The 14,416-nt window shown below is 39.9% G+C and carries 12 protein-coding genes; 8 read left to right on the plus strand and 4 right to left on the minus strand.

Features of this window, described 5'->3' with window-relative positions:
* The first annotated feature begins 10 nt into the window (after positions 1-10).
* From IAE19_RS15685 to IAE19_RS15705, 5 genes are read left to right on the plus strand one after another with little or no spacing between them, the layout of a single operon-like run.
* A complete protein-coding gene (locus tag IAE19_RS15685; protein WP_200461849.1) occupies positions 11-616 on the plus strand; it encodes an RBBP9/YdeN family alpha/beta hydrolase in 606 nt (201 codons plus the stop codon).
* Positions 617-675: 59 nt separating this feature from the next.
* A complete protein-coding gene (cysT, locus tag IAE19_RS15690; RefSeq protein ID WP_200461850.1) occupies positions 676-1,509 on the plus strand; it encodes a sulfate ABC transporter permease subunit CysT in 834 nt (277 codons plus the stop codon).
* The gene (cysW, locus tag IAE19_RS15695) at positions 1,506-2,396 is read left to right on the plus strand and encodes a sulfate ABC transporter permease subunit CysW (RefSeq protein ID WP_200461851.1); all 891 of its coding nucleotides are present in this window, start codon (positions 1,506-1,508) and stop codon (positions 2,394-2,396) included. Before cysT ends, cysW begins: the two co-directional genes overlap by 4 nt.
* Before the next feature lie 10 nt (positions 2,397-2,406).
* Positions 2,407-3,468: a sulfate/molybdate ABC transporter ATP-binding protein gene (locus IAE19_RS15700; protein ID WP_200461852.1), complete on the plus strand. Its 1,062-nt coding sequence runs from the start codon at positions 2,407-2,409 to the stop codon at positions 3,466-3,468.
* Between the two features lie 47 nt (positions 3,469-3,515).
* Complete coding sequence (locus IAE19_RS15705; protein ID WP_200461853.1) at positions 3,516-4,439, plus strand: CysB family HTH-type transcriptional regulator; 924 nt, start codon at positions 3,516-3,518, stop codon at positions 4,437-4,439.
* A 95-nt stretch (positions 4,440-4,534) separates the two neighbouring features.
* Here the strand turns inward: IAE19_RS15705 and rpmE are convergent, their stop codons facing one another.
* The 3 genes from rpmE to IAE19_RS15720 form a co-directional block, all read right to left on the minus strand.
* A complete protein-coding gene (gene rpmE / locus IAE19_RS15710) occupies positions 4,535-4,759 on the minus strand; it encodes a 50S ribosomal protein L31 (RefSeq protein WP_004989885.1) in 225 nt (74 codons plus the stop codon).
* Positions 4,760-4,989: 230 nt separating this feature from the next.
* Complete coding sequence (locus tag IAE19_RS15715; protein WP_200461854.1) at positions 4,990-5,988, minus strand: bile acid:sodium symporter family protein; 999 nt, start codon at positions 5,986-5,988, stop codon at positions 4,990-4,992.
* A 255-nt stretch (positions 5,989-6,243) separates the two neighbouring features.
* Positions 6,244-8,415: an AmpG family muropeptide MFS transporter gene (locus IAE19_RS15720; protein ID WP_200461855.1), complete on the minus strand. Its 2,172-nt coding sequence runs from the start codon at positions 8,413-8,415 to the stop codon at positions 6,244-6,246.
* Between the two features lie 205 nt (positions 8,416-8,620).
* Here IAE19_RS15720 and IAE19_RS15725 point away from each other — a divergent pair, with 205 nt between their 5' ends.
* Positions 8,621-11,218, plus strand: a complete 2,598-nt coding sequence (locus tag IAE19_RS15725; protein WP_227612300.1) for an ATP-binding protein — start codon at positions 8,621-8,623, stop codon at positions 11,216-11,218.
* A 53-nt stretch (positions 11,219-11,271) separates the two neighbouring features.
* Here the strand turns inward: IAE19_RS15725 and IAE19_RS15730 are convergent, their stop codons facing one another.
* A complete protein-coding gene (locus tag IAE19_RS15730; RefSeq protein WP_200461857.1) occupies positions 11,272-12,456 on the minus strand; it encodes a trypsin-like peptidase domain-containing protein in 1,185 nt (394 codons plus the stop codon).
* Positions 12,457-12,629: 173 nt separating this feature from the next.
* Here IAE19_RS15730 and IAE19_RS15735 point away from each other — a divergent pair, with 173 nt between their 5' ends.
* Positions 12,630-13,388 (plus strand): Nif3-like dinuclear metal center hexameric protein, encoded by a 759-nt coding sequence (locus IAE19_RS15735; RefSeq protein ID WP_200461858.1) that lies wholly within the window; start codon positions 12,630-12,632, stop codon positions 13,386-13,388.
* 146 nt (positions 13,389-13,534) lie between these two features.
* Positions 13,535-14,161 (plus strand): superoxide dismutase, encoded by a 627-nt coding sequence (locus IAE19_RS15740; protein ID WP_200461859.1) that lies wholly within the window; start codon positions 13,535-13,537, stop codon positions 14,159-14,161.
* The last annotated feature ends 255 nt before the right edge of the window (positions 14,162-14,416 follow it).

Here is a 14,416-nt window from a genome sequence, read left to right on the forward strand (position 1 = left end):
GAGCAGCGTCATGGTACATACAGTTATCGTTCCGGGTGTTGGTGGTAGTGAATATCAACACTGGCAATCATGGTTACAACGTGAACTGATCAGCTGCTCTCGTGTGCAACAAAAAGACTGGAACCATCCTGTATTAAATGAATGGGTAGAACAATTTCAGCAAACATTGAGCTCAATTGATCAGCCGATTCAAGTTGTTGCACATAGCTTTGGTTGTTTGACCAGTGTGGCTGCGCTGGCGAAATATCCGAATTTAAGACAAAAAGTCAAACATCTGACATTGGTTGCGCCTGCAAATCCTGCACGCTTTGGTGAAGCTGGCTTTGCCCGAAATAGTCTCCATGATTATGCAGATTACTTTCATCAGTTACGTATTGATGTGCCGACTCAACTCATTATTAGTGAAAATGATCCATGGTTACATTTTGATGATGCCATGCGTCTCGCTCAAGCATGGCAGATTAAACCTGTCAATCTTGGGCAAGTTGGTCATATCAATGTGGCATCAGGTTTTGGACCTTTTCCAGAAATTTTTGATTATATTCTTGAGGAAAAACAGCCTCATAGAATAGTGCCTTACTCTGATCAACATTCAATGATCAAATACGCAATTTAACTTTTTATCACTTTTTCGATTTGCCTGCTACTTGGCAGGCGTACTCTTTAGGAGTTCTCATGTCGCAGCGATCCCGAGTGCTGCCAGGATTTGGTCTTTCACTAGGGTTTACCCTAGCGTATTTATCACTCATAGTACTTATTCCACTGTCTGCCGTTTTTATTAAATCGTTTGGTGTCGGTTGGGATGGTTTATGGGAAATATTGAGTTCAGAACGAATCCTCAAGTCATTGCAGCTTAGTTTTGGTACTGCCCTTATTGCAGCTTTAGTCAATGTAGTTTTTGGTTCTCTACTGGCATGGTGTCTGGTGCGTTATACCTTTCCTGGGAAGCGCCTGATTGACGCATTAGTTGATTTACCATTTGCACTGCCTACTGCCGTTGCTGGTATTGCCCTAACCTCTTTATATGCACCTACTGGCTGGATTGGTCAATATCTGACACCGCTTGGTATTCAAGTAGCTTATACACCAATCGGGATTACCATTGCCTTGATTTTTATTGGCATTCCATTCGTAGTGCGAACAGTTCAGCCGGTACTTTCTGATATCGAGACAGAACTCGAAGAAGCAGCTTCTGCATTAGGCGCAAATCGCTGGCAAATTGTCAGTAGAATTATCTTCCCGATCTTGCTCCCGGCATTGCTTACTGGTTTTGCCTTAGCCTTTGCTCGAGGTGTAGGTGAATATGGCTCTGTTATTTTCATTGCAGGTAATCAGCCCTTTAAAACTGAAATTGCACCTTTAATGATTATTTCTCGCTTGGAAGAATATGATTACCCTGCAGCAACGACGATTGCGGTTGTGATGCTGGTCATTTCTTTTGTGATTTTACTTCTCATTAATCTAATTCAGGCGTGGGCAAGTCGTCGTACAGGGAGAACTGTGAAATGAGTTTAGTCACCAGTAGCAATGCTCTTGCTGAAAAATTACAATCACGTGATTCAACCCGTGAACCCACTTGGGTACGTTATACCCTATTGACTGTGGCTTTAATCTTTTTCTTAAGCTGCCTCATTTTGCCTTTGGTTTTGGTGTTTGTAGAAGCTTTTCGTCAAGGCGTCGATGTTTATGTGAATGCCTTGATTAACCCAGATACACTGTCTGCGGTAAAACTTACGTTACTCACTGCTGCGATTGCCGTTCCCCTGAATGTGGTGTTTGGTGTTGCTGCGGCTTGGGCAGTGGCAAAATTTCAGTTTCGTGGCAAATCTATTTTAACCACACTGATCGATTTACCATTTTCAGTTTCCCCGGTAATTGCAGGTTTGATGCTGGTTCTTATATTCGGTATGCAGGGTTGGTTCGGCCCGTGGCTGATGGATCATGATATTAAAATTTTGTATGCCGTACCTGCAATTGTAATTGCCACCGTATTTATTACTGTACCTTTTGTGGCACGTGAATTGATTCCTTTAATGGAAGCACAAGGCACTGAAGAAGAAGAAGCTGCAATTGTACTAGGAGCCTCAGGTTGGCAAACTTTCTGGAAAGTCACTTTACCCAACATTAAATGGGGGCTGCTGTATGGTGTGATTCTGTGTAATGCACGTGCAATGGGTGAGTTTGGTGCGGTTTCAGTTGTTTCAGGACACATCCGCGGTGAAACCAATACCTTACCTTTACATGTTGAGATTCTCTACAACGAATATACCTATAGTGCAGCTTTTGCCGTGGCATCTTTACTGGCCTTTCTGGCAATTATTACCCTGATTTTAAAAACATGGGTAGAAATTCGTCAGGAAAAACAGAACAACCGAAATGATTCAGCAGCTTCTTGAGGAATGATCAATGAGTATTCAAGTTAAAAATATTGAAAAACACTTTGGTGCATTCCACGCACTAAAAGATATTTCTCTGGATTTTCCAGAAGGACAGCTGGTGGCATTACTTGGCCCATCGGGTTGTGGCAAAACTACCCTGCTGCGTATTATTGCGGGATTGGAATCGGCCGACTCAGGTCAGGTTTTACTTGAAGGTAATGACGCAACTAATGTGCATGTACGTGAACGTCAAGTGGGTTTTGTATTCCAGCATTATGCTTTATTTCGCCACATGACCGTATTTGACAATATTGCTTTCGGTTTACGTGTTCGCCCTCGTAATACCCGGCCTAATGAAGCTGAAATCAAAAAACGAGTAACCCGATTGCTTGATCTGGTTCAGCTTGGTTTTCTTGCAGATCGTTACCCAGCTCAATTGTCAGGTGGTCAACGTCAACGTATTGCTCTTGCCCGGGCGTTAGCTGTTGAGCCTCGTGTATTACTTCTGGACGAACCTTTTGGTGCATTAGATGCCAAAGTGCGAAAAGAGCTTCGTCGCTGGCTAAGAACATTACACGATGAACTACATATCACCTCTATTTTTGTGACCCATGATCAGGAAGAAGCACTTGAAGTCGCTGATCAAATTATTGTCATGAATAAAGGTGATGTTGAACAAATTGGTTCACCTCGTGAAGTCTATGAAAAGCCTTTAACTCCTTTTGTGTTTGACTTTTTAGGTCAAGCCAATCGTTTTGATGGTGAATATCATGATGGTGTGGTGCATATTGGCGAAAATAAAATCATTCTGCCTTCAATTGCTCAAACACCACACGGTAAAGTGATTGCATTTGCCCGTCCAGATGAGTTACATATTCATGCCCAACCTCATGAAAACAGTATTGAAGCTGTTTTTGTACGTGAAGTATGGATTGCTGGAAAAGTGATTGCCGAATTACAGGATCATCAAGGGCATCTGATTGAAATCGCATTAAGCCCTGAAGAGGCAAGACAGCATCAATTCAGACCCAATCAGAGTGTTTGGGTCAGTGCTTCCCAACTTCATTTATTTGCCGATCAAGTCGCTTAGATTCAATTTGGGGATGCGTTGCATCCTCAAAAGAGAGATAAAAAATTATGAATTTTCAACAATTAAGAATCATACGAGAAACTGTTCGTCAAAACTTTAATTTAACCGAAGCATCGGCAGCGCTTTATACCTCTCAATCAGGTGTGAGTAAGCATATTAAAGATTTAGAAGACGAACTTGGTGTTCAGCTTTTTATCCGTAAAGGTAAGCGCTTACTGGGTCTTACAGAACCAGGACAGGCATTATTGGGTATCGTGGAAAGAATGTTGGTCGATGCTGAAAATATCAAGCGTCTTGCCGATGACTTTAATAAAGTCGATGAAGGGACACTGACCGTTGCAACTACACATACTCAGGCGCGGTATGTACTTCCACCGATCGTGAATCAGTTTAAAAAGCTTTTTCCAAAAGTACATTTGATTTTGCAACAAGCCAGCCCAACTGAAATTGCAGAAATGCTGCTTCAGGGCGAAGCTGATATTGGTATTGCAACGGAATCTCTCACTACTGAAGAAAATTTAGCCAGCGTTCCATACTATCAATGGCAACACAGTATTATTGTTCCGCAAAGTCATCCTCTGAGTCAGGAAAAAGAAATTTCACTGGAAGCTTTAGCCAACTTTCCAATTATTACATATCACGGCGGATTCACTGGCCGTTCTAAAATTGATAGAGCCTTTGAAGATGCGGGTATTGATGTTGACCTTGTCATGTCTGCACTCGATGCCGATGTAATTAAGACTTATGTGGAACTAGGCATGGGGGTTGGGATTGTCAATGACGTCGCTTATGATGCAGAGCGTGATTATCGACTGAAACAAATTAAAACTGATATTTTTGGATTAAACACTACATGGATTGCTGTACGTAAAGGTCATTTACTACGTGGATATGGGTATGAGTTTATCTCGCTATGTTCACCAGAGGCAGATATTAAAGCACTCAAAAAAGTAGCTTATCCTGACGAATAATTTCGACAAAACTCAGATAAAAAAAGAACCGCTTTTGCGGTTCTTTTTTTGGAAAACTGAAAAAAGATAAATTCTTCGTTTCAGATTTTCTAGTATTAACGTTTGATAGAACGTGACATACCAGCAAAACGTTGTTTGAATTTGTCGATACGACCACCAGTGTCCACATTCTTTTGTTTACCAGTATAGAATGGGTGGCAAGCTGAACATACGTCAAGATAAAGAGTTTCTTTACCTAAAGCAGAACGGGTTTCAATCACGTTACCGCACGAGCAAGTTGCAACTAATGTTTCGTATTTTGGGTGAATATCGGCGCGCATGGTCGATTACTCCTAATTGAAGAAAGGCTTAAGCTGTTATCGCAATTGATCACTCTCAACTTACAATTCAAAAAGAATGTTAAATTGAGGAAAGGCTGGTCAACTAAAAATAGACAACGCAGCAGATCAACACCACAACAGACCATTTCTCTTGGCCCACCGAGACGAATCCGTCAGAGCTAAGCACAACAAGTGGGCAGATTATACGCTAAAAAAAACAAGATAGCGAATTATTCCAATACCGTTTTATCTTTTGAGGTTACAGGTTCATGCTTTTTCGACCAATAGTTTGCAATGACGCCACACACCATCAATTGAATCTGATGGAAGATCATAATTGGTAATACAATCATACCTAAAGGCTGTCCACTAAACAGAATTTGTGCCATAGGTACGCCACTCGCCAGTGTCTTTTTGGAACCACAGAAAAAAATAGTGATCTGATCTGCACGATTAAATCCAAGCCAAACAGGTATAAATAATCCAAGAAGCATGATGATTGTAAGTAAAACTGAACATGCAAGTACAAGATAAAACAATGTTAGTAAGTTAATCTGATGCCATAAACCCGCCACTACGGCACTACTAAAAGCACCATACACCACCATTAAAATAGTGCCCTGGTCAAAGGTTTTTACAATACTGGGTACTTTTTGCATATACGGATAAATCCATGTCCGCAAAATTTGCCCCAATATAAACGGAACCAGCAATAACAACGTAATTTGTATGATAGATGCGGTTGGATCATAGTTATGTTTAGACTGCCCAAAAATAAAAAAACTTACCAATACAGGCGTAATAAACATACCGATTAAATTTGAAAACGATGCGCTACACACTGCTGCAGCAACATTACCTTTCGCCACGGAAGTAAAGGCAATAGACGACTGAACTGTCGAGGGCAAGAAGCACATAAACAAAAAGCCCCAGTATAATTCCTGCCCTAATACAGGAAGTAAGACTGGTTTTGCCATTAGACCCAGAAATGGAAATACGACAAAAGTAAAGGCAAAAACCAGCACATGGAGTTTCCAATGCAAGATGCCTTCCACAATCGCTTCTCTTGAGAGCTTAGCCCCATGCAAGAAAAATAAAATCGCAATTGCAACATTGGTTACCACTTCAAAAATACTGGCAGTATGTCCTGACACAGGAATAATACTTGCCAGAATAACCATGGTAATCAATAAAATGGTAAAACGATCCAGAGCCAGTAATTTCAACATTGCATTACATCCTGTAGGTCACTCACAACAAAGCCCGATAAATGAAATTTACCAAGAAATAAATTTTCATGTTACCGAGCTTACTTGATAAAGCCAGTTTTCAAATAAAATGTTCAGTATTTATTTAAAAACTTAACTTTTAAATCAATGATATACACTGAGTTATTATATGTTTTTTAGCCCAATTAAAACAGCCTCAACTTTGCGTAGAGCCATTTCTTTAGATTTAAATTGTGACTCATATGAAACCAAGCCTTATTCATTTGTATTTTCCGGTTCAAGTGCTTGATGTTCTCTCAACAATTTTGCAACCCAAACCACTAAAATTAAAATTGGGATTCCAATGAGTGTCGTCATGAGGAAAAATTTAGGATAGCCGATATGTGTCACGATGGTGCCTGAATACCCCCCTAATAATTTAGGAGTCAATGTCATCAACGAACTGAAAATAGCATACTGAACCGCGGTAAAAGAAACACTGGTCAAACTAGACAAAAATGCAATAAATGCTGCACCTGCCAACCCTGAGGCCAGATTATCGACAATAATAGCAAAGTAAAGCCACGTAGAACTATAAGGTTTGATTACTTTGCCTTTGAGTTCTGTACTTCCACTTGAATCGGTCTGAACTGGAGCAATTGGCTCAAGTTCAATATCCAATGTCTGTACCTGACCTGAATGAGCAAGGGCATAATTTCGTTGAGTGCGAACCATAACCTGACCAACTGGTGACAGCGCTTCCACAGTAATAACTTTGCTCGGTGAATTTTTTAGAGATTGATGATCAATAATTCCACTAAATGCGCCTGTCGCATCAAGTTTTGCATTAAAGCTTTTTCCATCTAGCTTTAATGCAATAGGTTGTTCTGCACTTAACTGATCAGAACTCAGTCCCGAAAGCTGCCCTCTTACCACCACACTTTGCTTCAGTTCTTGTATAGATAGTTGATTATCACTGGTAATGGGCAACAGTTGAATTTGAGGCCCAACCACGTTAGTGCTTAAGTAAGGTAAATCCACAGAAATAGAATCGGGCTGATTTTGTGCAAACTGGCTTTGAACATTTATGTGATGATTTTCCAATAAAGCCTGATTTGGAATTGACACTTTAAAGTAGCCCACTTCATCACTTTGAGCAGTATAGTGATGTGATCCAACCTGAATCTGCACATCTGCCAAAGGTTGACCTGATTTAACTAGACCGATAAAAATCAAATTGGTAGAACTGGCAAGAACTGCACCGACAAACATCAATTTCATAATGTTCATACGCTGTGCAAGTAAACCACCCAGAAAACCACCAATAAGGCTGAAAATAACACCATAAACTTTCACAGCTTCAGCAATTTGTTCTTTACTAAAGTTTAAGTCCTGATAAAAAACATTAGAAATGACACCTGCAATGATGTCTGAAATTCGATAAAATCCTATTAAAAGTAGCAACACCAATGCCAATTTGACACCATAACGTTTAAAGAAATCTAGTATGGGGGCGACCCACGTTTCTTTGGCCATTTGCTTGTTGACTACACCAGCATGCACTAACACATAGCCCATCAATAATGCACAGGCAGTGGCCGTTAAAAAGCGCAATGCTTCAAGACCAAATAAAGCAGCAGTATCTGTAATATTGGCGGCGCTAGCGATTAAATCAGTAATATTTCCGGAATAGATATAAGTCACTACAAACGTTGCTACGGCAACAAAAAAAACAAACACTAAACGATAATAATCACTGCGTTTATAGTCTTTATAAACTCGATTGACCTGCGGTTCACGCACAATCAGCGTTGTGATAATCCCCACTAACATCACAGCAGCCATAGTTAAATAGGTATATTTCCAGGCTTCATAGATATAGTTCCCTTTGGAAGTTCCTAAATAAGCTGCTAAAAACAAAGCTCCTGCGCCTGCCACGATCATCCCGATACGATAACCTGCGTTATAGGTTGATGCTAAAACCGTTTGCATCTGAGTTTCGGCTAATTCGATACGATAAGCATCAATCACAATATCTTGTGTCGCTGCCGAAAAACCGAGCAATACTGCGCCAACAGCCATTTGAATCAAATAACTTCGTCCCAGAGAGGGATCTGAAAATGCCATGATACAAATAGAAGCAACGATGAGTAACTGTGCAATAAGCAACCAAGCACGACGACGACCTAATGTTTTGGTGAGAAATGGAACTGGAAGTTCATCAATTAATGGCGCCCACACAAACTTAAAAGAATAACCTAACGCAGCCCAACTGAAAAAAGTCACGGCACTTTTATCAATTCCTGCTTCCCCTAACCATAGGGATAAACTTGAAAAAATCAGCAGAATTGGAATACCCGCAGAAAATCCCAGAAACAACATAATCAAGGCACGGCGATCAAGAAAGGCGTTAAAAGCAGCTTTCCATCCAGTAGTTTGTGTGGTCATTCGGTTATTATTTTCCAAAGATTTTATAAAACAGCCTATTCAATCGTGTTATGCCCAAGCTTTCAATATTGTTTGTGAAAAGCTTGTCATTTAAATTGAGAAAAAATGCTGCGAAGCTTGATATTTTGCCCTAAACCTGTATACCTTTAAATCTTACTTCTAGTTTATTTTTTGGATTTCACCTGTGACCCAAAGACACGATCAAATGGCTTCAACTTTATCTTCAACCACGACCACAGCGACAACTCTAAAAAGCAATAATCTACCATCAGCATTTGAGCGAACTGAGATTAAAACGACACTAGAAAAGACAACTTTAAAATCTGAACAACTCACCCATATTACCAATCTGGAAAAAATTCCGTCGTCGACGCGGCGTCTCAAACCACTGAATAATTTTCTGGGTCAGGATCGTGCACGCGCTTCTGTAGAAGCCGGTATATCCCTTCCATATTCAGGTTATAACATTTTTGCAGTAGGTACAGCAGGCCTAGGTAAACGCACCATGATCAAGCGTTTGCTCCAGCAACACGCTAAAAATATGCCAACTCCAGATGACTGGGTTTACGTTAATAATTTTAAAAATGCACGACAGCCCCTTGCCTTACGTTTTCCAGCAGGCCAGGGTCCAAAATTTCAAAATGCCTTGCATCAGGCTTGGCAAACCATATTAAAACAACTTGAACGACGTTTTACTGCTGAAACCTATCACAATCGTATTGAACAAATTCGCCAAGAAACAGGTGATGAACAGCAGGAAGCTTTAGTTGAGCTCACCAAAGAAGGTGAAACGCTTGATCTAAAATTGATTTCACGTAATGAAGAACATTGCTTCGTGCCTGTACATGTCAAAGATGATCAGGTTCAGGAAATGACTCAAAATGAAATCAATGCATTAAGCACCAAACAGCGTGCTGAAATTGCATCCAATATGCGTTATATGGATAAAAAGCTGGAACGCTTAGGATTGCATCTAGGTGATCTGGAGGACGATGCACGTGATCAAGTGTCTGAACTTAATCGTGACATTGCAAAACAAGTCGTTTTACCTAGAATTGATTTATTGATTAAAAAAAATCAGAGCGTGGCGGGTTTAGAAGATTATTTACAGCGTTACGCCGAAGATATTATTCAAAATGTTGAAACGATTTTAGCGCAAGAGGAAGATGATTTTTCACCTGCTCTGTTTAATCGCGTTCCAGCGCGCTATCAAGCTAATACCATTGTCACGAATAAGCCAAATGCAGGCGCACCCGTTATTTTTGAAGATTTTCCAACGCACTATAACCTGCTTGGACATGTCGAGCAGTTAACCCAAAATGGAACCATTACAACTGATTTTACTCTGATTCGCCCCGGTTCATTGCATAAAGCTATTGGTGGTTTTTTAATGTTGGAAGCTGAACAACTGCTTGAACAACCTTATGCATGGCAAGGACTTAAACGTGCTTTAAAATCTGGTCAATTAAAACTGTCCTCACTTGAACATATGTTGACTTTGACAGGTAGTATTTCAATTGAGCCCGCAGCAATTCCACTTGATATCAAAGTGGTTTTACTGGCAGAGCCTGAAATTTATTATGAAATTTTAGAAGTAGAACCTGAACTGGGCAGTGTGTTTAAAATTCGAGCCGATTTTACTGACACATTACAACGCAATGAAAGTAATGAGCAGGCATACATGCAGCTTATTGCCGATTATGTCCAAGTTGATAAATTACTGCCTTTTGATCGTTCAGCATTATCTGCTCTTTTAACTGATTCAAGCCGTCAGGCAGAAGACCAAAGCTCATTGTCTTTACATGCTTCTACATTGGGTGATTTGATTCGTGAAGCACATCACCATGCTTTTACCGCAGGTGACAAAACGGTTTCGGACAAACATGTCAATCAAGCCTTACATCATCGCCAATATCGCTTGGGTTATTTACGTGAGCTGTATTGGCAAGATTTATCACGTGGCACCCAGTTGATTGAAACACAAGGTCATCGCTTGGGTCAGATTAATGCGCTTTCTGTCATACATTATGCAGATGTTGAATTTGGCCTGCCTTCACGTTTAACCGCCTCCGTTTATCAAGGCGGCGGTGATATTTTGGATATTGAGCGCAGCGTAGAATTAGGTGGATCATTACATGCCAAAGGCGTCTTGCTGATGTCGAGCTTTTTAAAGGCGCATTTCGGTCGTTCACAGATTTTACATTTTTCTGCGGCGTTGGCGTTTGAACAAAGCTATGGGCAAGTAGATGGGGATAGTGCAACTGTTGCCGAACTTTCGGCATTAATTTCTGCGATTAGCCAAATTCCAATTGATCAATCATGGGCAATTACTGGTTCTATGAACCAATTGGGTCAGGTTCAGCCAATTGGTGGTGTCAATGCTAAAATCGAAGGCTTCTATGATGCATGTAAACTACAAGGTCTGACTGGAAAACAGGGTGTCATCATTCCACGTCAAAACATGCAACATTTGATGTTACGTCAAGATGTCATTGAAGCTGTAGAAGCAGGTCAATTCCATGTGCATGCCATTGAAACCATTGATCAAGCTCTAGAAATTTTGATGGCACGACCCGTAGGTGTCCTTGATAAAAAAGGTCGCTATAGCAAAGGCTCTATTTACGCTGTGGTAATGGAACAACTCGAATACTGGCAAGCCATCGAAGATGGTGATGAAGTTGAAAATGAGCCTAAGAAAAAGAAAAAAAAGAAGAAGAAAGCAAAAAATGAAAAAGTGGAAAATGAAACTGCGATAGAGGAAACAGCGGTTTTACATCCTGTGTTTAGACGTCGCAAGAAATAATCCAACCCTATAAAAATAAGCCTCATGATGAGGCTTATTTTTATCATGTTAAATTAGCGTTTTGGCAATGGAATATACTGTGAACTTTGGTTTTGGTTTTTACGCTCGCCTACTTTGACATCCAGTGTCGCGGTCTGCCCATTGCGTTCTACCTCTAGTTTTACCAAAGTATTGGGTGCTTGTAGAGCAACATAATTAATTAAATGTGATGCTGAATCAATTACTTCATTATTCACTTTCAATATTTTGTCACCTACTTTAACACCAGCTTGATCCGAAGGGCCACCACGCAACACATCCGCGACCACAACACCAGTTTGACGTGGTGCTAAAACATCATCCTGATCCTGATTTGGCGCAACCAGACTAATGCCTAACCAACCACGAATTACACGACCATCTTTTAAAATCGAATTTAGGACTTGCTGACAAACCTGCGCAGGAATGGCAAAACCAATACCAAGAGAACCACCAGACTGAGAAAAAATTGCAGTATTTACCCCAATCAAGTTTCCTGCAACATCAATCAATGCACCACCAGAATTACCTGGGTTAATAGCAGCATCTGTCTGGATAAAGTCTTCATAGGTGTTAATACCCAAATCTGACCGACCTGTTGCAGAAATAATACCTTGAGTCACCGTTTGGCCCACACCAAATGGATTACCAATCGCCAGAACGACATCACCCACTTCATTGCCACTTAATTTAAACGGTAAAACTGGCAATTGATCAAGCTCAATCTTGATCACTGCTAAATCTGTATCTGGATCGGTTCCAATCACTTTAGCAATAGCACGTCGGCCATCATTGAGTCCGACAACAATTTGATCAGCTTGTGCAATTACATGATTATTGGTTAAAATATAGCCATCTGGACGCACAATGACACCAGAACCCAGACTATTTTCGTTTTCCTGATTGGGTTGCTTAGGCAACTGATTTCCAAAAAATTCGCGAAAAACTGGATCATTCATTAAAGGATTGGCAGCCTGCTTTATTTTTTGGGTCGTAAAAATATTAACGACTGCAGGCGCAGCTACTTTTACAGCAGCACTATATGAAACCACCCCACCCGCACGTGAAGTATCAATTAAAGGTTTGACATTTTCAGCGGGCATTTTTACGCCATCGGCTGCCACAGGAGCTTTCGGCTGATTTAATTTTTGCCACGAAAGAAAACTAATAATGACAATGATGAGAAGTATCCACGGTAACCATGTAAAAGCACGACGCACGTTTACATCCTCTAAGTTTGATTTAATTTATTGAAGAAAAAAGAGTTTACTTATTGTAAAGCATAAGCTTATAGATAACTGAAAAAAGGTAAAAAAGATTTGTCTAGCTTTAGTTACTATTAAAAATATGTTTTGATGTGACTTCACTGGAATGATTCAAAGTCGGATGATTCATGGCAAATTTACATGAAATTATACAATGGTGCGATCAAACACTTTTAAGCGCTGAGTTTAAAGATTATGCCCCGAATGGTTTACAAATCGAGGGAAAAAAAGAAGTTAAGCGAATCGTATGCGCTGTTACTGCATCTGAAACTGCTGTAGACGCAGCTATTGAGCTTAAGGCCGATTTATTATTGGTTCATCATGGCTATTTTTGGAAAGGCGAACCGTACCCCATTACAGGAACGCGTGGAAATCGGATAAAAAAATTGATTCAAAATGACATTTCATTAGTCGCTTATCATCTACCATTGGATGCTCATCCCGTTTTAGGCAACAATGCTGCTATTGCAGAAATTCTACAACTAAATAATATTGAAGCCTTAGACAGCACTGAACGTCATCCCATTGGAAATATTGGTTATTTAGAAGCCCCATTATCCCCTGAAGATTTTCAAGCAAAATTACAGCATTGTTTTGATTTTAATATTGTTCACTTACCTGCCAATAAACCCTACATTCAGAAAGTCGGTTTTTGCACAGGCGCTGCGCAGGACTTTATTAATAAAGCCGCATTACAAAACTGCGATGCCTATCTATCTGGTGAAGTCAGCGAAAGAACGTTTTATGAAGCACAGGAGCTAAATGTACATTATTTTGCCTGTGGCCACCATGCAACTGAACGTTATGGCGTTCAACGTTTAACAAAGGCAATAGCTGATCATTTTTCAATCGAACATCACTATGTCGAGTTGAATAATCCGATTTAAGACGTATTTATTACATGTATTTATATATACGTATTAATTAAGGCTTTATTGTGTATTGTTATTTAAAACGATCACCTTTTGCATAAATAATCATTTACAATAAAGCCACTTAATTCTATTACCCAGCTAACGCAAGGAATTGGAACATGACAACCATTACTTTACCTGCATTACCTTATGCTTATGATGCACTTGAGCCACATATTTCTAAAGAAACTTTAGAATTTCACCATGATAAGCATCATCAAACTTATGTGACTAATTTAAATAACTTGATCAAAGGCACTGATCTTGAAGGTAAAACTTTAGAAGAAATTATCAAAGCTTCTGCTGGTGATGCATCTAAAGCGGGTATTTTTAATAATGCTGCGCAAGTTTGGAACCACACGTTTTACTGGAATTCTATTGCTCCAAATGGTGGCGGTAAACCGACGGGTGCAATTGCAGCAAAAATTGATGAAGCATTTGGTTCTTACGAAAAATTTGCTGAAGAATTTACGACAGCAGCAACCACCCAATTCGGTTCTGGCTGGGCTTGGTTAGTAGCTGATGAAGTCAATGGTAAACTTTCTATTACTAAGACTTCAAATGCTGATACTCCACTTGCACATGGTCAAGTTGCTGTATTGACAATTGATGTTTGGGAACATGCTTACTATATTGACTATCGTAATGCACGTCCTAAATATATCTCTACTTTCCTTGAAAGCCTTGTAAACTGGGATTATGCAAATGCTAAACTTGCTGGACAACCAGCAGGCGTAGAAAAATAATTTTTATTTTTCCTAAAAACCACTCTATATAGGGTGGTTTTTTTTATTTAATCAAAAACTCCAGAGCTTAAAAAACAATAATTTTGTTGAATAAAACAGCATAAGCATCTGTTTTGATGATAAATAAATCACTTGAATGTCGTTTTAGGTTTTTACCCTTGACCTAATCCCAAGATATGCCTAGAATGCGCATCAGATTCTCCAATAGCTCAGTCGGTAGAGCGACGGACTGTTAATCCGCAGGTCCCTGGTTCG

Source organism: Acinetobacter sp. S40, assembly GCF_016624705.1.
Taxonomy (GTDB): Bacteria; Pseudomonadota; Gammaproteobacteria; order Pseudomonadales; family Moraxellaceae; genus Acinetobacter.

Coding starts and splice junctions, on each gene's coding strand:
- IAE19_RS15715 (WP_200461854.1), bottom strand. CDS start 5,988: ATGTTGAAATTACTGGCTCTGGATCGTTTTACCATTTTATTGATTACC.
- IAE19_RS15685 (WP_200461849.1), top strand. CDS start 11: ATGGTACATACAGTTATCGTTCCGGGTGTTGGTGGTAGTGAATATCAA.
- IAE19_RS15725 (WP_227612300.1), top strand. CDS start 8,621: ATGGCTTCAACTTTATCTTCAACCACGACCACAGCGACAACTCTAAAA.
- IAE19_RS15705 (WP_200461853.1), top strand. CDS start 3,516: ATGAATTTTCAACAATTAAGAATCATACGAGAAACTGTTCGTCAAAAC.
- IAE19_RS15735 (WP_200461858.1), top strand. CDS start 12,630: ATGGCAAATTTACATGAAATTATACAATGGTGCGATCAAACACTTTTA.
- IAE19_RS15700 (WP_200461852.1), top strand. CDS start 2,407: ATGAGTATTCAAGTTAAAAATATTGAAAAACACTTTGGTGCATTCCAC.
- IAE19_RS15740 (WP_200461859.1), top strand. CDS start 13,535: ATGACAACCATTACTTTACCTGCATTACCTTATGCTTATGATGCACTT.
- IAE19_RS15720 (WP_200461855.1), bottom strand. CDS start 8,415: ATGACCACACAAACTACTGGATGGAAAGCTGCTTTTAACGCCTTTCTT.
- rpmE (WP_004989885.1), bottom strand. CDS start 4,759: ATGCGCGCCGATATTCACCCAAAATACGAAACATTAGTTGCAACTTGC.
- cysT (WP_200461850.1), top strand. CDS start 676: ATGTCGCAGCGATCCCGAGTGCTGCCAGGATTTGGTCTTTCACTAGGG.
- cysW (WP_200461851.1), top strand. CDS start 1,506: ATGAGTTTAGTCACCAGTAGCAATGCTCTTGCTGAAAAATTACAATCA.